This window comes from Streptomyces sp. YS-3 (assembly GCF_045257485.1).
Classification (GTDB): domain Bacteria; phylum Actinomycetota; class Actinomycetes; order Streptomycetales; family Streptomycetaceae; genus Streptomyces.
The window spans coordinates 1-18557 of the sequence record NZ_JBJHPC010000080.1 but is presented as its reverse complement, the minus strand read 5'-3'; the positions used below and the strand labels follow the sequence as shown (position 1 = coordinate 18557).

Annotated in this window: 17 protein-coding genes; 7 read left to right on the top strand and 10 right to left on the bottom strand. The window is 70.7% G+C overall.

Going from position 1 to position 18557, the window contains the following annotated elements; all coding sequences use genetic code 11:
- Positions 1-84 precede the first annotated feature (84 nt).
- The 3 genes from ACJA3G_RS10265 to ctaD form a co-directional block, all read right to left on the bottom strand.
- Entirely contained in the window at positions 85-669 is a 585-nt protein-coding gene (locus ACJA3G_RS10265; RefSeq protein ID WP_406552599.1) for a hemerythrin domain-containing protein, read from the bottom strand.
- Between the two features lie 10 nt (positions 670-679).
- On the bottom strand, positions 680-1879 hold the full coding sequence (locus ACJA3G_RS10260) for a hypothetical protein (RefSeq protein ID WP_406552598.1): 1200 nt from the start codon (positions 1877-1879) through the stop codon (positions 680-682).
- Positions 1880-1990: 111 nt separating this feature from the next.
- The gene (gene ctaD, locus ACJA3G_RS10255; RefSeq protein WP_406552597.1) at positions 1991-3715 is read right to left on the bottom strand and encodes a cytochrome c oxidase subunit I; all 1725 of its coding nucleotides are present in this window, start codon (positions 3713-3715) and stop codon (positions 1991-1993) included.
- A gap of 286 nt (positions 3716-4001) precedes the next feature.
- Between ctaD and ACJA3G_RS10250 the strand changes: the two genes are divergently transcribed.
- Positions 4002-4475, top strand: coding sequence for a DUF1360 domain-containing protein (locus tag ACJA3G_RS10250; protein WP_406552596.1), 474 nt, complete (start codon positions 4002-4004; stop codon positions 4473-4475).
- 52 nt (positions 4476-4527) lie between these two features.
- Here ACJA3G_RS10250 and ACJA3G_RS10245 read toward each other — a convergent pair whose 3' ends face one another.
- Positions 4528-4977 (bottom strand): DUF6098 family protein, encoded by a 450-nt coding sequence (locus ACJA3G_RS10245; RefSeq protein WP_406552595.1) that lies wholly within the window; start codon positions 4975-4977, stop codon positions 4528-4530.
- Between the two features lie 20 nt (positions 4978-4997).
- Positions 4998-5225, bottom strand: coding sequence for a DUF5133 domain-containing protein (locus ACJA3G_RS10240; protein ID WP_406552594.1), 228 nt, complete (start codon positions 5223-5225; stop codon positions 4998-5000).
- A gap of 306 nt (positions 5226-5531) precedes the next feature.
- Between ACJA3G_RS10240 and ACJA3G_RS10235 the strand changes: the two genes are divergently transcribed.
- The 3 genes from ACJA3G_RS10235 (at position 5532) to ACJA3G_RS10225 (ending at position 9031) form a co-directional block, all read left to right on the top strand.
- A complete protein-coding gene (locus tag ACJA3G_RS10235; protein ID WP_406552593.1) occupies positions 5532-5984 on the top strand; it encodes an SRPBCC family protein in 453 nt (150 codons plus the stop codon).
- Positions 5977-7566, top strand: a complete 1590-nt coding sequence (locus tag ACJA3G_RS10230) for a phytoene desaturase family protein (protein WP_406552592.1) — start codon at positions 5977-5979, stop codon at positions 7564-7566. Before ACJA3G_RS10235 ends, ACJA3G_RS10230 begins: the two co-directional genes overlap by 8 nt.
- A 160-nt stretch (positions 7567-7726) precedes the next feature.
- Positions 7727-9031, top strand: coding sequence for a PP2C family protein-serine/threonine phosphatase (locus tag ACJA3G_RS10225; protein ID WP_406552591.1), 1305 nt, complete (start codon positions 7727-7729; stop codon positions 9029-9031).
- Positions 9032-9071: 40 nt separating this feature from the next.
- On the opposite strand, the gene trhA is transcribed toward ACJA3G_RS10225, so the two are convergent.
- Positions 9072-9830 carry a PAQR family membrane homeostasis protein TrhA gene (gene trhA, locus ACJA3G_RS10220; protein WP_406552590.1) on the bottom strand — a complete coding sequence of 253 codons (759 nt, stop codon included), beginning with the start codon at positions 9828-9830 and terminating at the stop codon, positions 9072-9074.
- A 131-nt stretch (positions 9831-9961) separates the two neighbouring features.
- Positions 9962-10507, bottom strand: coding sequence for a hypothetical protein (locus ACJA3G_RS10215; protein WP_406552589.1), 546 nt, complete (start codon positions 10505-10507; stop codon positions 9962-9964).
- 376 nt (positions 10508-10883) lie between these two features.
- On the opposite strand from ACJA3G_RS10215, the gene ACJA3G_RS10210 reads away from it, so the two are divergent.
- The 3 genes from ACJA3G_RS10210 (at position 10884) to ACJA3G_RS10200 (ending at position 13480) form a co-directional block, all read left to right on the top strand.
- On the top strand, positions 10884-11873 hold the full coding sequence (locus ACJA3G_RS10210; protein WP_406552588.1) for a phospholipase: 990 nt from the start codon (positions 10884-10886) through the stop codon (positions 11871-11873).
- A 180-nt stretch (positions 11874-12053) separates the two neighbouring features.
- Positions 12054-12428 (top strand): PadR family transcriptional regulator, encoded by a 375-nt coding sequence (locus ACJA3G_RS10205; RefSeq protein WP_406552587.1) that lies wholly within the window; start codon positions 12054-12056, stop codon positions 12426-12428.
- Positions 12425-13480: a hypothetical protein gene (locus tag ACJA3G_RS10200; RefSeq protein WP_406552586.1), complete on the top strand. Its 1056-nt coding sequence runs from the start codon at positions 12425-12427 to the stop codon at positions 13478-13480. The genes ACJA3G_RS10205 and ACJA3G_RS10200 overlap by 4 nt, the downstream gene beginning before the upstream one ends.
- Positions 13481-13596: 116 nt before the next feature.
- On the opposite strand, the gene ACJA3G_RS10195 is transcribed toward ACJA3G_RS10200, so the two are convergent.
- The 3 genes from ACJA3G_RS10195 to ACJA3G_RS10185 all read right to left on the bottom strand — a co-directional run bounded on the left by ACJA3G_RS10195 (position 13597) and on the right by ACJA3G_RS10185 (position 18365).
- A complete protein-coding gene (locus ACJA3G_RS10195) occupies positions 13597-17139 on the bottom strand; it encodes a glycosyltransferase (protein ID WP_406552585.1) in 3543 nt (1180 codons plus the stop codon).
- A gap of 194 nt (positions 17140-17333) precedes the next feature.
- Positions 17334-17705 carry a dihydrofolate reductase family protein gene (locus tag ACJA3G_RS10190; RefSeq protein ID WP_406552584.1) on the bottom strand — a complete coding sequence of 124 codons (372 nt, stop codon included), beginning with the start codon at positions 17703-17705 and terminating at the stop codon, positions 17334-17336.
- Between the two features lie 36 nt (positions 17706-17741).
- A complete protein-coding gene (locus ACJA3G_RS10185) occupies positions 17742-18365 on the bottom strand; it encodes a TetR/AcrR family transcriptional regulator (RefSeq protein ID WP_406552583.1) in 624 nt (207 codons plus the stop codon).
- Between the last annotated feature and the right edge of the window lie 192 nt (positions 18366-18557).

The following is an 18557-nucleotide window of genomic DNA, read 5'->3' as shown; positions in this document are numbered from 1 at the left end:
GCCAGGGGCCCCATGCTCCGCCCCGCCGCCCGTCACGGTCGGCAGCGACACGGCCGCCGTCGCCCGGTGCGCGCCTCGGCCGTCCTACCCCATGGCCTTGCGCACGGCGTCCCTGGTGCGGTCCACCAACGCCGCGACGGGCCCCAGGGCCATGTTGGCCGCGCGTGACTCCACCCCGGGGTGGGGGCGCGTGGGCGCCATGGCCTCCGCCGCCCTGACCGCTTTGGCCATCGCCACCAGTTGGGTGACATCGGTGCTGCGGCGCAGGTGTGTGAACTCGTAGCGCTCCTCCGCGCGTGCGTGTTCCTGGACGTCCCTGCGCAGCTTCAGGAGCCGGGGCAGGAACTTCGGGTCGTCGGTGTCGCAGTCGTCCAGTTCCGACAGCACCTCCTTGGCCGCCTTCTCCTCGGCGAGCCGGTCCTCCACGATCTGCTTGCCGCCGACGGTCCCGCCCCGGAGGAAGGGGTGCACGACCTCCTCCTCGGCCGTCTCGTGCACCGCGAGCAGACGCACCAGGCGGCGAAAGGCCTCCCGGCGCTCCTCGCCCGTGCCGGCCTCGACCTCGTCGAACAGATTGCGAATATCCCCGTGCTGACGCATCAGCAACGACACCACATCGGTGTCGGAAGCCCGGTCGTCTCCGGCGTACGGGGTGGTGGGCTGGTTCATCCGCGGTGCCTCACTTCTCGCGCTGGGAGGGGTCGGGGTGCTCACCCTCGGTCTGGAGGCGGTACTCGCGGCCGAACATCGCGTCGTGTTCGGCCATGACGCGGTCGCTCGGGGGTGCCTCACCGCCGTGGATGCGCTGCTGCATCTGCTCGAACCGCTCATGTGCCTCGCGCACATATCCCGCGCCCAGCGTCGTCAGATCCATCTGGGTGTCCAGCAGTTCACGCAGATAGGTTTTGTTCGGCTCGAACGTCAGCACGTTCGGCAGTTCGGGCGCCAGCACCGATTCGGGGTCGCGGCCGTCGTGCCGGCGCATCAGGTCGCAGGCGATGTGCAGATGCTCCAGCTCCATGTTCAGATGCAGCTCCCAGATCGCCTTCACCCGGGGGTCGCTCTCCTGCTCCATGAACGAGTGGTAGAGGTAGCACTCGTTGTACTCGTGGTTGACCAGCTGCTCCCACCACGTCTCACCCGGGTCGACCAGCGACTCGTAGTGCGTGACGTGCTCCTCCTCGATGAGTCCGATCTCCTGGTAGAGCCGGCGCGCGATCGGCTCCATGTAGGTGGGGCCGGTGTTCATGTAGAAGTTCATCGTCTGCTGCTCCGCCGACATGATCGTCAGCGCGTGCAGCTTCGACAGCGGATTCGTCTCGTCCTTGGCGTAGGGGTCGCGGACGTTGTCGTACGGGTCGCGGTGGTGGAAACGCGTCGGCCTGCCGGGCATGACCTCGGTCAGCCCGTCCACGATCGACTCCGCCTTGCGGTGCTCGATCATCTCGTACAGGTTGGCGTACCGGTACAGATGGTCGAAGTCCTCCAGCACACCGAACTGGTAGGCCTGCCGCAGATACGGGTCCGGCTCCATCCGTGCCACCCACGCCGTCAGATCGACCGCGACCTGCTCGTAGGCGATGGTCGTCTCCAGCACCGATGACACGCCCGGCAGCAGCCAGTTGACGACCTTCTGCTGCTGCGCCTCGATGTAGCGGGTCGCGGCCAGCTGCCGTTTGACCTCGGGGTCCGCCGTGTGGCGGGCCAGTTGATGGCTGAACATGATCGCTTCGACTTCGATGCCGTTCATGGTGATGACGCGGCAGCGTGTGTACGGATCGCAGTGGTCGGGGTCGATGGGCTTGACGTCCAGCTCACGCCAGTTGCGTAACTGGCGGTCCAGCGGGATGCCGCGCTGTTCGAGCGGATTGAAGGTCACTCCGGTCCTCCTCGGTGAGGGGCGAGTCGGCGAAGTACCCCCGGAGCCGTGCTCCATGTCCGCGTCCTGCGCGACCGGACACGTACTCCCGTCAACGGCGCGTTTCCGCCCCTACTTGCCCTGCTCCGGGCCGGACGGGTGGCGGACGGCGTCGCTGTCGTCGAAGACGTCACGACCGGTGTGGCGCGCCGGGTCGAGGGCGGTGATCTCCGGGTGGTGGAGGTCGAAGGCGGGGGATTCGGAGCGGACCCGGGGCAGGGTGGAGAAGTTGTGCCGTGGCGGCGGGCAGGACGTGGCCCACTCCAGGGACCGGCCGAAGCCCCAGGGGTCGTCCACCGTGACGCGTGGCGCGTATTTCGCTGTCTTCCACACGTTGTAGAAGAAGGGCAGCGTCGAGGCACCGAGCAGGAACGCGCCGATGGACGAGAGGGTGTTCAGCGCCGTGAATCCGTCGGCCGCCAGATAGTCGGCGTACCGTCGCGGCATTCCCTCGGCGCCCAGCCAGTGCTGGACGAGGAAGGTGGTGTGGAAGCCCACGAAGAGCGTCCAGAAGTGGATTTTCCCGAGGCGTTCGTCCAGCATCTTGCCGGTGAACTTGGGCCACCAGAAGTAGAAGCCGCCGAAGGTGGCGAAGACGACCGTCCCGAAGACGACGTAATGGAAATGCGCCACCACGAAATACGAGTCGGTGACGTGGAAGTCCATCGGAGGCGAGGCCAGGATGATGCCGGTGAGGCCACCGAAGAGAAACGTGACGAGGAAGCCGATGGACCACAGCATGGGGGTCTCGAACGAAAGCGATCCGTTCCACATCGTGCCGATCCAGTTGAAGAACTTCACCCCCGTGGGCACGGCGATCAGGAACGTCATGAAGGAGAAGAACGGCAGAAGGACGGCCTGGGTGGCGAACATGTGGTGGGCCCACACGGTCACGGAAAGACCGGCGATCGACACGGTGGCACCGACCAGCCCGATGTAGCCGAAGATGGGTTTGCGGGAGAACACCGGAATGATCTCCGTGATGATGCCGAAGAACGGCAGCGCGATGATGTAGACCTCGGGATGTCCGAAGAACCAGAACAGGTGCTGCCACAGGACGGCGCCGCCGTTCTCCGCGTTGAACACCTGCGCCCCGAAACGCCGGTCGGCCTCCAGCACCAGGAGCGCCGCCGCGAGCACGGGGAAGGCGAACAGCACCAGCACCGACGTCAGCAGGACGTTCCAGGTGAAGATCGGCATCCGGAACATGGTCATGCCGGGCATGCGCATACAGATGATGGTGGTCACGAAGTTGACCGAACCGAGGATCGTGCCGAACCCGGACAACGCCAGTCCCATGATCCACAGGTCCCCGCCCACGAACGGGGTGCGCTCACCGCCGCTGAGAGGCGTATAGGCGGTCCAGCCGAAGTCGGCGGCTCCCTCCGATGTGAGCAGACTGCCCACCACGATCAGTCCGCCGAACAGAAACAGCCAGAACGCGAGCATGTTCAGCCGTGGGAACGCCACATCGGGTGCGCCGATCTGCAACGGCATGATCGCGTTGGCGAAACCCGCGAAAGTGGGGGTGGCGAAGAAGAGCAGCATGATCGTGCCGTGCAGCGTGAACATCTGGTTGTACTGCTCGTTGGAGACGATCTGCAGACCGGGGCGGGCCAGTTCCGCGCGCAGCACCAGCGCCAGGATCCCGCCGACGAGGAAGAACCCGAACGACGCGATCAGATACAGATGACCGATCTTCTTGTGGTCGGTGGTGGTCAGCCACGAAACCAGCACCTGCCCTCGCGTACGGCCCCTGACCGGGGTCGACGCGACGGACTCGGTCGATGTCTCCATGGACGCTTCCTTTGGTCGGATCTGCCGCCTGGCTGCTTGGGCGGAGGCGTCAGTACCCCATGCGGCGGGTCCTACGCCCGGCCTACAGATGTACTACGGAAAGTGACGGAAAACGAAGGCTTCGCCCCACGGATAACTCAGTTGGCCCTCACCCGTGCCGCCCAGCACCACCACACCCAAGAGGGTGCGTGCGGGGAACCGGAACGGGTACACGGCGTGTGCGCGTGTCATGGGTCCGCGCTGATCGCGATCGAGTTGCTCACCGGATGAAACAAGGCGGCGTTCGATGGGAAAGTTCCAGGGGCTTCGACCCCATATCGGCCATCTGGGCGCACTGACGGCGTGGGGCGGGTACACAGCCGGCTGGGCCGTACTGCTGCGGCGCCGAGGGCGACCGCTGCCCGCCTCCCCCGATCCCTGGGACGTCCTGCTCACCGCGGCGGCGACGTTCCGGCTCAGCCGTCTGATCGGCAAAGCGACGGTCACCCGGCCGCTGCGCGCCCCGTTCACGGAGGTGGACGGCGCAGGCGGGCCCAGCGAGTTGAACGAGACCCCCCTCGACAAGCCCGGCCGACGGACCGTCGGAGAACTGATCAGCTGCCCGTTCTGTCTGAGCGTGTGGATCGTGACCACGTTCACCGGCGCCAAGGGGCTCTGGCCCCGGGCCACGCGCACGGTGACCGGGGGCCTGACCGCGCTGGCGGTGGCGGACGCCCTGCAGTTCGCGCACGCGGCTCTGGTCGAGCAGACGGAGGAGTGAAGCCCGGGCGCGGCCGTCCGCCGACCGTCCGCCCCGTTCCGTTCGCACGGTCCTAGTACGCGACGTCCCGATCCATGGGTCCCCAGCGGCCGGGCAGGCGCTTGATGATGTCCACGGCTTCGGTGATGACGTCGTCGGTGATCCAGGCGAGCGGCTGTACGTCGATGACGAGCGGCTCGTTGTCCGGCCCCCGGCCCACCTCCCTGCCGCGCAGTACCCAGGGCCGGGTGGCGGGGTCCTTCACCGCGGGCAGGTGGCAGTAGTCGTACAGACGTCGGGCGACCCATACGCGGGCGGGACGGTCGCCCCACCACTTCTCCACACCCAGCGCGCTGGCCGACAGGCCCGGTAGCTGGATGCCGGTCAGGTCATCGGTGCTGGAGACGCTTCTGAGGTCCCGCTCGGGCCCGCAGGACCAGCGCACATAGAGGTCCTGGCGGTCGGCCACCAGCGCGGTGACGGCATCCAGCCCGGTGAGGGTCGGCAGGGAGACCGGATCCATGGTGCGCGAGCGGGTGTGGTTCAGCCGACGAGCGCGAAGTCGCCCTCGGCACGGACGCTGCTCAGCCGACGGCGGGCAGCGGCCAGAGCGGCCTCGATGTCACGGGTGCCCGTGGACACGCACAGGGTGTAGGTCACGTCCTCGATCCGCCGCCCCACCTCGGCCGAACCCTCCTTCGCGTACTGGGTCCGCAGCGTCTCGTACCGCTCGACCAGGTCCTTCAGTACCGCGGGGTGCGCCATCAGCATGAGAGGCCTCTCCTTACTTGAACCACGGAACGTGTACGGAGGTTTGTTCGATGTCCCGCGTGTGCCCCGGAACGCACGGTGTAACCGTGCGACCCTCGACACCCGTTTGCACCAACCGCTCGACCTCCTCCACACAGTGCCCCGAAGCCCGAACCACGGCAACCGGACCCGGTGACGCCCTCACCTCCCCTTTTCCCCCGCCTGGCGGGAGCTCGTCGGTCCGGTGATCGAAAAACCTCCCCAGGTGCTTCACTGGCCAGGAGAAGCTTTCGTGACCGGTAGAAACCTTCGTGGAAGGACTCCCTCATGGCCGTCCGTCACCGGTTGGTCCGACGTCCTCCGCAGGCGGTGTGGGGCGTGCTGAGCGATCCGAGTCTCTACGGCGAGTGGGTGGTGGGGCCCTCCCACTCCACGCCCCTGGACCACATGTGGCCCGAGGTCGGATCGCGGCTGAGCTTCACCCTGAAGCTGGGCCCGTGGGCCACCAAGGGCATGACGGTCGTCCGCTACCAGGAACCGGCGAAAGAGCTGGAGTTGGAGGCGGTGGTCGAGTCCCTGGGCACGGCGCGGATCCTGCTCCAGCTGCGGCCCTGGGGCGAGGAGACCCTGATCGTCTGCGACGAGCATCCCCTGCACGGTTTGGGCGGCACCTTCCACAACCCCGTCGTCGAGGCGGTGCTCCAACTGCGGCACCGGGGCATGCTGAGCCGTCTGGCCGCGCTCGTGGAGAGGCGCCCAGCCGAAGCACGCCATGCCTGACGCCGTGGTGATCGGCGCCGGCCCCAACGGGCTGGTGGCTGCCAACCTGCTGGTCGACGCCGGGTGGAGCGTGGAAGTCCTGGAGGCGCAGAGCGAGCCGGGCGGCGCCGTCCGCAGCGACCGGGGTGTCCACCCCGACTACGTCTCGGACCTTTTCAGCGCCTTCTACCCCCTCGCAGCCGCCTCTCCGGTACTCGCCCGCCTCGACCTCGCCGCCGAGGGCCTGCGCTGGAGCCACGCCCCGCGCGTGCTGGCCCACCCCCTCAGTGACGGCCGCTGTGCCGTGCTGGAGCGGCGTGCGCCGGACACCTGCGCCGGTCTGGCCGAGTTCGCCCCGGCCGACGCGGACGCCTGGCGGGACATGTACGCGGTGTGGCGCCGGGTCGGGCCGGAGCTCGTACGGACCCTGTTCACACCGTTCCCGCCGGTCCGCTCCGGGCTGCGGCTGGCCGCGCGGCTGCGAGGGCCCGCCGGTCTGCGGCTGGCCCGCAGCCTCGCGCTCCCGGTGCGCCGGCTGGGCGAGGAGGAGTTCCAGGGCGAGGGAGGCCGGCTGCTGCTGGCCGGGAACGCCCTCCACGCGGACCTGGGCCCCGAGGCCGCGGGAAGCGGCGGGTTCGGGTGGCTGATGTCGATGCTGGCGCAGAGCCACGGCTTCCCCGTGCCGGTCGGCGGCGCCGGGGCCCTCACCGGGGCGCTCGTCCGCCGGCTGCGAAGCCGCGGCGGTGTGCTGCGCTGCGGGGAGCGCGTCGAAGCCGTCGTCGTACGCGGTGGTGCCGCGGTGGGGGTCAGGACCGCCGCCGGAGAGACCGTCGGCGCGCGCCGGGCGGTGCTGGCGGACGTCTCGGCACCGGCCCTGTACCGGGACCTCGTGGGCGAGGAACACCTTCCGTCCCGGCTGGTGCGGGACCTGGAACGCTTCCAGTGGGACTTCGCGACCTTCAAGGTCGACTGGGCGCTGTCCGGACCCGTGCCCTGGACGGCGCCACAGGCCGCCGGGGCGGGAACGGTCCACCTCAGCGACGGCGTAGACGCCCTGACCAGGTACGCCTGCCGACTCGCCGTCGGGCAGGTGCCGGACGAGCCCTTCGCCCTGTTCGGCCAGATGACCACGGCCGACCCCAGCCGCTCCCCCGCGGGCACGGAATCGGCCTGGGCCTATACGCACCTCCCGCAGCGCATCACCGGCGACGCCGGGCCCGACGGCATCACCGGCCGCTGGGACGCCCATGAGCAGGAGGCCATGGCGGACCGGATCGAGGTGCAGGTGGAACGCTTCGCCCCCGGCTTCCGCTCCCTGGTCCGGGCCCGCCGGATCCTGGCCCCCACCACGCTCCAGGCCATGAACGAGAACCTGCACAACGGGGCCATCAACAACGGCACCACCGCCCTGCACCAGCAGGCGATCTTCCGGCCCGTACCGGGCACCGGCCGGCCGGAGACACCCGTGAAGAGGCTGTATCTCGCCTCGGCGGCAGCCCACCCCGGCGGTGGGGTGCACGGCGCCCCGGGTGCGAACGCGGCGCGGGCCGCGCTGCGGCCCGAGGCCGTACGTACCCTGCTGCACCGCGCCCAGCGCCTCTGAGCGCCCCGCCACGCAGCGCCGTAACGGCCACCAAGAACTTCGCGGGTTACTCCTGTTCGCGGGCCGGACAGGCTCTGTGGTGCAATGACCACATCCCGGCGCGAGCCCCTCGCGCGCCCGGGACGGACCCTGAGCATCGGCGATGCGGCGAGGAGCGACCGTGACCGGACGCGGACCCGACGGGGGCGGCGAACCGACCGCTCGTACTGCGGAGAACGGGGACGGCCCGAGCGCGGCGACGACCCTGGCCGGGACGCTGGCGGCGGCGGAGACCGCGGCGCCCGTGGAGTCCCTCGACGTGGTCGCGCGCATGCTCAAGGAGCACATCGGGGCCGCGTCCGTGTCGTTCCTCATCACCGACTTCACCGGCGGCTCGGTCGTACGGCTGGGGGCTGCGGGCAGCGTCGAGACCGATGAGCCCGCCCAGCGCATCCCGCTGGCGGGCACCCTGTACGACGACGTGATCCGCACCCAGCGGCCGAGGGTGGAGGACAAGGGCGACGACGCGCTGGTGCGGATCGTCGCCCCGGTGACCAACCGCGGGGACGCCCTCGGGCTCCTCGAACTGTTCCTGCCCACGGCGCCGGACGCGACGGTGATGCGCGAGATCGGCGAGACCGCGCACGCCCTGGCGTACATCGTCATCGCGAACCGGTCCTACACCGACGTGTACCAGTGGGGGCGCCGTACCAAGCCGCTGAGCCTGGCCGCGGAGATCCAGCACCGGCTGCTCCCGGCGTCACTGGCGTGCGAGGCGGCGCAGTTCGCGGTGGCCGGGGCGCTGGAGCCGGCCGACCACGTCGGGGGCGACACCTTCGACTACGCGATCGACCGGGACACGGTGCAGCTCTCCGTCACCGACGCCATGGGACACGACGTCGACGCGGCGCTGCTGGCAACGCTCCTGGTGAGTGCCCTGCGCCGGGCCCGGCGGGCCGGTGCCGACCTCGCCGAACAGGCCCGTCAGGCCAACGATGCCCTGCTCCGGCACGGCCGCCAGAGCTATGTCACCGGCCAGCTCCTGCGCATCAGCCTGATCGACGGCAGGACCGAGTTCGTCAACGCCGGGCACCCCTGGCCGCTGCGGATGCGGGACGGGCAGGTGCGGGAGATCGCTCCGGAGATCGATATGCCGTTCGGCTTCCCCGTCACCCACGGCTACCGGGTCCAGTCACTGGACCTGCGGCCGGGCGACCGGCTGGTCATGCTGACCGACGGCATGCTCGAACGCAACGCCAGGAACGTCAATCTGTCGGATCTGATCGTCCGTACCCGCGAACTGCATCCACGCGAGGCCGCCCGCGCCCTGATCGCGGCGGTCGTCGACGCGAACGAAAGCCACCTTCAGGACGACGCGACCGTCATGTGCCTGGACTGGCACGGTGTCGGCAACTCCCGGCGGGACGCCGACACCGGCGCCGACCTCGCCGACGCCTCCGCCCCCTGGCGGACCGGCGCACGGTGACGTGGGTCGACGGGCGGCGCGGCTCCGAACGCTGACGCGGTCAGTAGGTGGCCAGGGAGATGGCGATGTAATGCGCGGTGAAGGCCGCCACGGTCAGGGCGTGGAAGACCTCGTGGTAGCCGAACCAGCGGGGTGAGGGGTCGGGCCGCCGCAGGGCGTAGACGACGGCGCCCGCGCTGTAGAGGAGGCCGCCGACGACGACCAGGACGACCACGGCCGTGCCGCCGGCGCGCTGGAAGTCGGGAAGGTAGCTCACCGGCGCCCAGCCCAGGGCCAGGTAGCACGGGGTGTACAGCCAGCGCGGGGCCCCGACCCAGAGGACCCGGAACGCGACTCCCGCCAGCGCGCCCGCCCACACGATCCACAGCAGCACCGACCGCTGGTCCGGTGGGAGGAGCTGCACGGCCAGCGGGGTGCAGGTGCCGGCGATGATGAGGAAGATGTTGGCGTGGTCGAGACGGCGGAGAAGCGCCTCGCCCAGCGGTCCCCAGGTGCCGAGGTGGTAGACGGCGCTCGTGGTGAACAGCAGCCAGGCGGTGACCGCGTACGCGGTGCAGGCCAGGGTCGCCCGAGGCGTAGGGGCAAGGCAGATGAGGACGATGCCCGCGGTCAGTGCGGCGGGGACCATGCCGGCGTGGAGCCAGCCGCGCAGCTTCGGTTTGATCGGTTCGGCGAGGTCGGCCGCGCGTTCCACCAGCGCGGTGACCGGGTGGTCCACCGTCTCCGTCGTGTTTTCCGTGGCGCCGGGGGACACCGCTGCTCGTGGTTCCCCGGGCTTGTGGGCGTCATTGGCAACCATGCGGCCATGCTAAAAGATCTCCCTTGCGGTCTTCCGGGCGCGGGGGGCGCGACGGCGTGGCCGGAACACCGCGCTCAACGGGGAGTGCTTCAAGGGCCGGGCGTCGAGAACCGAGCTTCGAGGGCCGGGCGTCAGAGCCAGCTGGCGCGCACGCTGGTGGCGTGCGGGCCCGTGTCGCCCGGTGGGCGGCCGAGCTCGCCGGACCACACACGCTCCAGGAGTCTCCGGACGGTGTCCGTGATCTCGGGTGCCGCCGTACGCAGGGCGTCTACGTCGGCCGCCGGGATGTCGTCGGAGGTGATGCCGCTCTCCTTCAACAGGGCCGTCAGGTCGGTGAGTCTGCCGGTCAGCCATGCCAGCGGGTCGCGGGTCAGCTCGTCGACGAAGACCCGGGGTCCGGGGTCCCAGTCGGTGAAGCCCGGGTGGTGGTGCGTACGGTCGAAGGTGCGCGGGGCGGCGTTCGCGTCCTGGAGGAGATCCACCCGCCACAGGGGGCGGCCGATGGTGATGGGGCGCGCGGCGTAGATGGATCCGGGCAGCTCGCCGCGTTCGAGGATCCGCAGCTCCAGCCGCACCCCGCGCTCGGGGGACTCCTGCCCGGGCAACGGTTCGGGGTCGACGAAGTACAGGTCGCCCACCACGACGCCGAGCCGCTCGAAGCCGAATGCGTACAGCACGTCAACCGCCCCCAGGGAATGGCTGCTCGACACATGCCTGTGTGCGCCTCTGAGCCTAGGGCGAGTCGGGTGCGGTCGACAACGCCGGAGTCGGCCGTGTCGGGCACGGATCACGGTTCGTGTCCCGTGCGGCAGGCGCGCGGGTCACGGCCGTGAGGGCCGCGAGGGCACAACCGACTGCCCGAACACGCCGTCTTGGGCGTTCCCACGTCCTCAAATGTCACTTTTCCCTGGCGGGCCGGGCGGAGCCTCCCGCAGGCTCGGAGCGTCCGGGCACCGCACCCGCCGCCCTGACCAGGCGGGCGGGCCGGGGGCGAGCGGCCAAACCGCCGCTCCGCGCTCCACGACACCCACACGACATGAGGGGGAACCTTTCTTGACCACTCACCTTCGACATGGCACCCGCCTGCGCACGGTACTCGCGCTGATGGCTGCGGTCTGCGGCCTCGTCGGTGCCACCGCGTTCGGCACGACCCCTGCGGCGGCGGCCGATCAGCGTCAGGCGATCTACGCCATCGCACACCGGGTCGACACCCTGGACGGCGTGGACGCCGCACTCAAGCACGGCGCCAACGGCATCGAGATCGACGTCTGCGCCTGGTGGAACCCGAACGAGTGGCGTGCGTACCACGACTGTTCCTCAGCGGGTGACAACCGGCGGGGCCCCAGCTTCGACAGCATGATCGACCGTATCGTCTCGCACGCCAACGCGGGGCGCAGGCTGTCGCTCGTCTGGCTGGACATCAAGGACCCGAACTACTGCGGCGAAGCGCAGAACCGCGGGTGCAGCGTCGCCGGGCTCCGCGACAAGGCGCAGCGGCTGACGGCTGCCGGGATCCAGGTGCTCTACGGCTTCTACGAGTACCACGGCGGCAGCACCCCCGACGTCGGCGGCCGGGGCTGGAAGAGCCTGGAAGGCAGCCTCGGCAACCTGGAGGGCATCACGACGACGGGAACCCGCGACCAGGTCACGGGCGCTTTCAACCGGTCCGGTTCCGGTTTTCCTACCGGACGCCGGGCCATGGACTACGGCGACAGCGACATCACCAAAGGGTTCGGCAACTGCACCGAAGCGACGTACAACACCTGCGCGGAGCTCAAGAAGGGCGCCCAGGACCGTGCCGCCGGGCGGCTCGCGGCCACGCTGTCCTGGACGACCACGTACAACGACCCGTGGTACGTCGACAAGCTCCTGGGCGATGCCCGGGTGGACGGCATCATCGCGGGTTACGGCGCCTTCACTGGAGTACGCGAGTACGACGACAGCTGGCAGTGCGCCAACGCCGTCAACCTCGTCCGGGACTGGGTGAACCGCCACAGCTCCACCCACCGCATGGCCACCAGCGGTGACCGCCTCTTCCGGTGACGGACTCCCGGGGCCGGCCCCGTGAGAGCCCGGCCCCACGCCAGTCCCGCGCATGCCTCGTCACGAGCTGCGGTGTGCGTCGCCCTCAGCCCTGACTCCTGCCGCTCCCCTCCCCTGGGACAACTCTTCCGTTTCTTCGACTATTCTGGAAATCCAACTAGTCGGGACGAGGGAGGGGTTGTGCCGGACATCCAAGCCGCGTGGCTGCGCGCGTCCTTGCCGTTGTGTCTGCTCGGCGTGCTGGCCACCGAGGGCGAGAGCTACGGCTACGCACTGATCCAGCGCCTCGGCGAAGCCGGGCTCGGGGGCCTCAAGGCGGCCACCCTCTACCCGGCCCTCGGCCGGCTGGAGGAAGAGGGCGCGGTCGAGGTGCGCTGGAGCGCGGGAGACGGCGGACCCGGGCGGAAGTACTACCGTCTCACCGCCGCCGGACACACCCGGCTCGCCGAGGAGTACCGGTCCTGGCGCGCTCTGGACGATGTGGTGAGCACACTGGCCGGGGACCCCCCTCCCGCACCGACGACACACGCGAACCAGGGGGGCGAGGACCGATGACGCGCGCTGCCGAACAGCGACCGGTCTGGACGTACGAGGACGACGAGCGGTGGGCGGCGGAGTTCGAACTCGCGCTGGTCGGCCACCACAACCCGCCGCCCGGACTGGTGGGCGAGGTACTCGCCGAGGTGTACGAGATCGCGGCGGAGGCGGGCCGGCCCGTACGGGAGGTGGTCGGCGAACCCGACACCTACGCCGACACGGTCGCGGCGGAGCGCATCAGCGAGACGCGGCGCAGCGCCGACGGCCTGGACGGGTTCGCACCGGGCGGCCGGTTCACGGCCGGGCTGGTCTGGGCAGGCGTTCAGGCGGTGCTGTTCGGCATCGTGCTCTGGGTCAGTGACGGGTTCTGGCTGGCGGCGGGGTGGCCCGACCTGATGGGCGGGGCGCTGCTGGCGGTGGTTTCGGTTGCGGCGTCCGGCGTGCTGCCCGAACTGCGGGCCGCCGCGCGGCTGCGGGCCTGGCGCATCGCGCTGGCCATGGTCTGCGTCCTCATCGTGACGACCGCTGTCCTGTTCGTCGCGGTCCCCTCCGAACCACTCGTCGAGGTGCCCGCGCCCGCCTTGTTCGGTATCGGGGCGCTCCTGGCCGTCGCGGGTCTCCAACTGTCCGACGAGCGGGCGGCGCGGTGGTTTCTCGGGCGGGGTGCCGCGGCGGAGCCGGTGGGTGACGACGAGTGGCTGGAGCGCCTGGAAACGCTGCTCAGGGGGCGACACGGTTACCCGCGGGCCGCGGCGGCCCGCTGCCGGGAGGAGGCCCGGGACCATCTGCTGGCGTCCGGCGGTGGCGCGGCGGACGAGTTCGGCCCTGTCGAGGTGTACGCGCTGCGGTTGGCCGACAATCCGGGCCGTACGAGCCGCGCGGCGCGCGCCCAGGTGATCCCGACCGCGTTCATGTGTCTGCTCGGCGCCGGGTGGGTGTATGACCTGCTCGCCCACCCGGAACCCGGATCGGTGTGGTTCTGGATCAAGGCCGTGTTGCTGGTGCCGGTCGTGTGGACGTACGGTTCGACGCTCCTCCAGATCCGTTCGCGGTTGCGCCGCGACGCGTAGGCGCCGCGGCGGGACTTGGCCGGGTGTACGTGAGAGTCGGCATCCGTCATGAGCGCCCTGTTACGGGTCCACCCGCCCCGCGCGCGCCGGGCCCGGAACGGCAGCCCCCGTCGGCGTCATCCGGCCGGGCGGCGGACCTCGGCCAGGACCCGGCGGGCGGCGGCTGTCCAGGTGACCGTGGCGGCGAGGCGATCGCGTACGGCATGCATCCGTTCGAACGCCTCGTCGCGGCCGGTCAGGCACTTCTCGATGCGCGCGGCCCATTCCCGGGTGTCGTCCTCGTAGTCGCCCGTGACGGGGACGATCAAATGGTCGGCTTCGGCGTGGAGTTGTTCACGCAGGAGCTGTGCCAGTCCGCTCTGGTCGCTGACGAGCACCGGCACACCGCGCAGGATGGCCTCCTGTCCGACCAGGCCGAAAGCCTCGGAGCGGGACGGCATCACGACCAGTCCGGCGCGCAGCATGTCGGACTCCAGTTTGCGCGGGTCGGCGGAGTAGGGGCGTACCACTACGCGCAGGCCGGGAAAGCCCGACCAGTCCCGGATGAGCTGCTGCTGTTCGTCGGCCTTCTCCGGTGGTGCGCCGCGCACGAGCAGTTCGATGGGCTCGCCCGCTGTTCTGGCCCGCAGTTCGTGCACCATCCCGCAGGCCCGGGCGGCGAGGTCGACGCCCTTGAGCCGGACGTCCTCGGTACGGCCGACGAACAGCACCTTGTGCAGCCCGGCCGGTGGGGGTCTGCGGCGCGCGAAGGCGGTCGGCGGGCCCTCCGTGCCGGGTTCCGCGGTGGACCTGGGCGAGTCGAAACCCGGGTCCAGGCGCAGTGGTTCGGGCACGTCGGTGTCCCAGAGCTCGTTGGTGAAACGGCGTTTCAGGGCGGGGCCGACCGCGACCACCCGGTGGGCCGTCCGCCCGAGTTCGCGTTCGATCTCGGTACGCTCCTCCGCCTGCCGCGCGCGGTCGACGCCGTCCCCCATTTTGTGCCATTCGATCTCGTCCGGAGCCATGTGGACGAAGTGCAGCCGACGGGCGTGCGGGAAGAAGTCCTCCGCGAGATGGGCGGCGGCCGGTCCGGTGATACGGGCGTGCCCGATGACCAGATCGGGCAGGACGCCGTGCGGGAGGGTGGGCCGGCGGGTGAGCCGCCCGTAGTCCGGGGCGCCCGGCGCACCCGGGTGGGTGAGCAGGGTGACGCCTTTCTCCTTGGCGTCGGTCACCTCCGAGGCGTCGGCGTCCAGCACGATGCAGAAGACCTGGGCGCCGGCCGTCGCCATCGCCACGCACAGGTGGCGGTTGAAGGTGCTCAGGCCCCCGCGCCCCGAGGACCACTCGGTGGCGACGACCAGGACGCGGGGCCGCTCCGACAGGATTCGGGCGGCGGCGAGTTCGGTGAGGTCGACGGGGTGGACGTCGAAGTCGTCCTCGCCGTCGTAGTCAACGTCATGGTCGCCGTCGAAACCCTCTTCCTCGGCCGCGTAGGCGTCCGTGCCGACGTCCTCATCCGTGCCGATGCCCTGGTCGGGCCGGCCGTCGACACCCAAGTCCTCGTCCGTCGCCGTCCGGGCGTCGATGTCGGTGTCGGTGCCCAGGTCCTGGTCCTCGGATGCCGCGGTGGCCGGGTCGACGGCGGCGCTGTCGGCGAGCGCCCGCAGCAGCGGTCCCGGCACCGCGTGGCTCAGGTAGGAGCTGTCGCGCGCCACTTCGCCGAGCATCCCGCCGGCGGCGGCGTGGGTGGCGAGGTGTTCGAGGATGTACGGGTCCGCCGCGGCCCAGTCGCGCTCCCCGTCGGCCGTGCGCGGCACCAGGGCGATCAGTCCCCGGGCCATGCGCCGCTGCTGTTCCCGTTCGTCGGCGGACGCCCGCAGGAACTCGGCGAGCGCGATATGGAAGAGCCGGTGGACGGGGGTGCCGTCGGGCCGGAGGCTGTCGACCACGAGGCTGTCCGCCCGGTCGCGGAACCGCCGGAGCTCCTCGGGCGCGCACACCTCGCCGGTGAGGGCTTCCACCAGGGGCGCCCACAGCCTGTATGGAAGGCCCGTTCCCTGCGCGTGGGCGAGCGGCGACAGCAGACGCCGCGTACGGGCCTCGTCGGGGCCGAGGCCCCGGAGCGGACCTTGGAACAGCGAGGAGAGGTCCCGGGCGTCCGGCGGTGCGCCGTCGGCTGTCAGCGCACCCGCCGCCAGCAGGTGCAGCATCAGGAAGGAGTGCGCCACGTCGCGGGTGACGCCGGGGCCCTGGGCCAGGCGGTGGGCGACCTGGTGCAGGGCGTCGTCGTCGCGGTACCGGGACGAGTCGAGATCGAGGATCTCCACGTTCGGGCCCAGGGACGCCAGCCGGTCCGCGCGTGTCCCGACGAGGAGCCGTACCGCCGGAACGCGGCCGAGTGCGCGGACGAAGTCGACGAGCCTCGCGTCGTACGAGGACGGGTCGATCTCGTCCAGACCGTCGAGGACGATGACGACAGGGTCCGTCCGCGCACGCAACGCCTGCCGTACGTCCAACGCGCCCGAGCCCGGGCGCAGGCCCAGCGCGGCGGCCAGGTCCTCGCAGAGGGACCGCAGCCCGCTGACACCGTGGCCGCTCAGCGGAATGACGGCCAGACCTGGTGGCGGCAGCGTCTCGGGCGCGGTGTTCATCCTCGCCGGGCTGTCCGGGTCGGTCAGCGCCAGAAAGCGGCCGAGCAGGGCGGACTTGCCGGTGCCGGGCGCACCCACGACAACCAGCGGCGGCACCGCGGCGCCGGGCGCCGCCCGCACCCAGGAGGCGATCCGCGCCAGGGCTTCGGTTCGCCCGACGAAGAAGTCACCGGGTTCGGCGGCGTGCGCGACGCCACGGCCGCGCGGCTCGAAGTGGTCGAGGTACTTGTGCCGCAGCCGGGCCACGGCCAGCGGATCGAGGGTGTCGGGCGGCGCGTTCGGCACGTATCGGGGGTTCGGGAAGAAGGGCTCCGTCCCTCCCGTGCGGTGTCCGGCATAGAGGGGACCCTCACCCGACGCCCCGTGGGAGCTCAGGTGGTGGCGCATGCCCTGCAGCACGTCGGTGACGAGGAGGTAGCGCTGCCGCGTCCCGGCGTTCGCGTGGGTGAGCGCGTACGTCCAGGCCTCCGCCAGGGACCCCGTGTCGTCGCCGACGCCCCGGACGTGTGTGACCAAGTGATAGGCACGGTAAGGAGGTTGCGTGTGGAGATGGGGCATGGACCATCGGGCCGCGGCGGGGTCACCTTCCTGCCCCGTGCACACGTCGAGAACGGTCAGGGCGCTTCCCACCCCGCTCTCGGCGACCAGGGCGGTGAGGTCGTCGGCGGCCGGCGCCGTGAACGCGTACCCCGGGTCGCCGTCCGACGCGAGCAGATGGAGACGCTGCCCCTCGCCGGTACCGTGGCCGTTGAAGTACACGACCAGCACGTCGTCCGGCCCGAGCCGGGCCTCTCGTGTCCAGTGCGCCAGACCGGACCACAGCTGCTCGGTGGTGGGCGCGTTCCCGAGGCCGGAGAGGACGCGCTCGTACCCGAAGCCCGCGAGCAGTTCGGCCACGCGCTCCGCGTCCGCGCCCGCGCGGGGAAGGTCCGGCAGGCGGGGTGATTGGTACTCGGAGACGCCGACGGCCAGCAGGTAGCGGCGCCCCACATCCGTACTCCGGCGGTCCGCCTCGCCTGCGCTCACGCCCGATCCCCTCGTTCCGGCAGGCGAGCCGAGCTCCCGCGACCGCTCACGCCCCGCCGTCGTCGCGACCCGCTCCCCCGCGGGCGGAAGGCCGCCGATGCAGGTCCGACCCTAGGCCAAACAGCCTGGCCGCCGCGCCACTTCACCGGGAACTCTCCCTGCGATCCGGTCCGGGCCCGTCCCATACCGCACTGTCAGAAGACGTCGTAGGTCAGATGGGTCGCGGACGGTGTCGCGATCACGCTTCGCCGCACCAGCGAGCGCGGCGCTCCCCCGGTGAACAGGGGCGTCCCGGAGCCCAGTACGACGGGGGCGAGGTGCAGCGACAGCACGTCGACCAGTCCGGCCTCCAGCGCCGAGGCGATCGTGGCGCCGCCGCCCATGAGGACGACGGCGCCGGAGCGGGTGGCCGCCTCGCTCAGGAGCCGGCGCTCCTCGGGGTCGTCGGAGAACGCCCAGAGGTGCAGTGCCTCGCCGCCGGTGCCCAGACCGTTGTCCGGTCCGGCGTCGGGGCCGGTGACGAAGCCGTCGAGGGAGACGGAGATGTCAGCGATGATTCGAGTCATACCGGTTGGACCCGAGCCGCCGCCGGAACTCATCGCCTACGGCGAGAAAACACCGGTGCCCTCGTCCGGGTGGGGGTTGGTCCGCAGCCCCTGGAGGAGCAGTTCGATCAACCGGCGGGGGTCGTAGCGGGGATCGTCGTCCCGTCCGATGCAGAGGTTGCCGATGCCGCGCATCAGCTCGTAGGGCCGCATGCCGGGCCTGATGTCACCGGCGTCGACCGCGGCGTCGAGCAGTTCGGCGCAGACGGGCATCAGACGGTCGAGGAAGCGGGTGTGCAGCGCGGCGAAGCGGTCGCTGTCGGACTGCAACGCGTCGGCGAGTCCGTGCTTGGTCACCAGGAAGTCGACGAAGAGGTCCACCCACCGGCGCAGCGCCTCGAACGGGGAGTCGGCCTCGGCCAGCAGCTTCGGACCGGCCTCGGCGCACGCCTCGATCTGGTGGCTGTAGACGGCGGCGACGAGGTCGGCGCGGGTCGGGAAGTGGCGGTAGAGCGTTCCGAGTCCGACACCGGCACGGGCCGCGATCTCCCGGATCGGCGCGTCGATCCCGGAGGTCACGAACACCTCCGCGGCGGCGTCGAGCAGCGTCCGCTGGTTGCGTACCGCGTCCGCCCGCTTGCTGCGGGCGGGTGTCCCGCCTGGCTGGGCCGCAGTGGGCACGTCTCACCTTCCGCCGGACATTGACTAAACGGATCACTGATCCGTATTGTAAGTGGAACAACGATCCGCTTTCAGCATAGCTGACCGCGGGCACTCCGCCGTACCTGCCCGCCGGTCGTACGCGACCGGCGCCAGGGGCCATCGAAGGGCATGCTCCTCATGCGTGAACCCGCTTCCACCACCCCCGCCTCC

Excerpts from the sequence above, each read along its gene's own strand:
- ACJA3G_RS10265 (WP_406552599.1), bottom strand. The coding sequence starts at position 669 with ATGAACCAGCCCACCACCCCGTACGCCGGAGACGACCGGGCTTCCGAC.
- ctaD (WP_406552597.1), bottom strand. The coding sequence starts at position 3,715 with ATGGAGACATCGACCGAGTCCGTCGCGTCGACCCCGGTCAGGGGCCGT.
- ACJA3G_RS10250 (WP_406552596.1), top strand. The coding sequence starts at position 4,002 with ATGGGAAAGTTCCAGGGGCTTCGACCCCATATCGGCCATCTGGGCGCA.
- ACJA3G_RS10245 (WP_406552595.1), bottom strand. The coding sequence starts at position 4,977 with ATGGATCCGGTCTCCCTGCCGACCCTCACCGGGCTGGATGCCGTCACC.
- ACJA3G_RS10240 (WP_406552594.1), bottom strand. The coding sequence starts at position 5,225 with ATGCTGATGGCGCACCCCGCGGTACTGAAGGACCTGGTCGAGCGGTAC.
- ACJA3G_RS10235 (WP_406552593.1), top strand. The coding sequence starts at position 5,532 with ATGGCCGTCCGTCACCGGTTGGTCCGACGTCCTCCGCAGGCGGTGTGG.
- ACJA3G_RS10230 (WP_406552592.1), top strand. The coding sequence starts at position 5,977 with ATGCCTGACGCCGTGGTGATCGGCGCCGGCCCCAACGGGCTGGTGGCT.
- trhA (WP_406552590.1), bottom strand. The coding sequence starts at position 9,830 with ATGGTTGCCAATGACGCCCACAAGCCCGGGGAACCACGAGCAGCGGTG.
- ACJA3G_RS10200 (WP_406552586.1), top strand. The coding sequence starts at position 12,425 with ATGACGCGCGCTGCCGAACAGCGACCGGTCTGGACGTACGAGGACGAC.
- ACJA3G_RS10190 (WP_406552584.1), bottom strand. The coding sequence starts at position 17,705 with ATGACTCGAATCATCGCTGACATCTCCGTCTCCCTCGACGGCTTCGTC.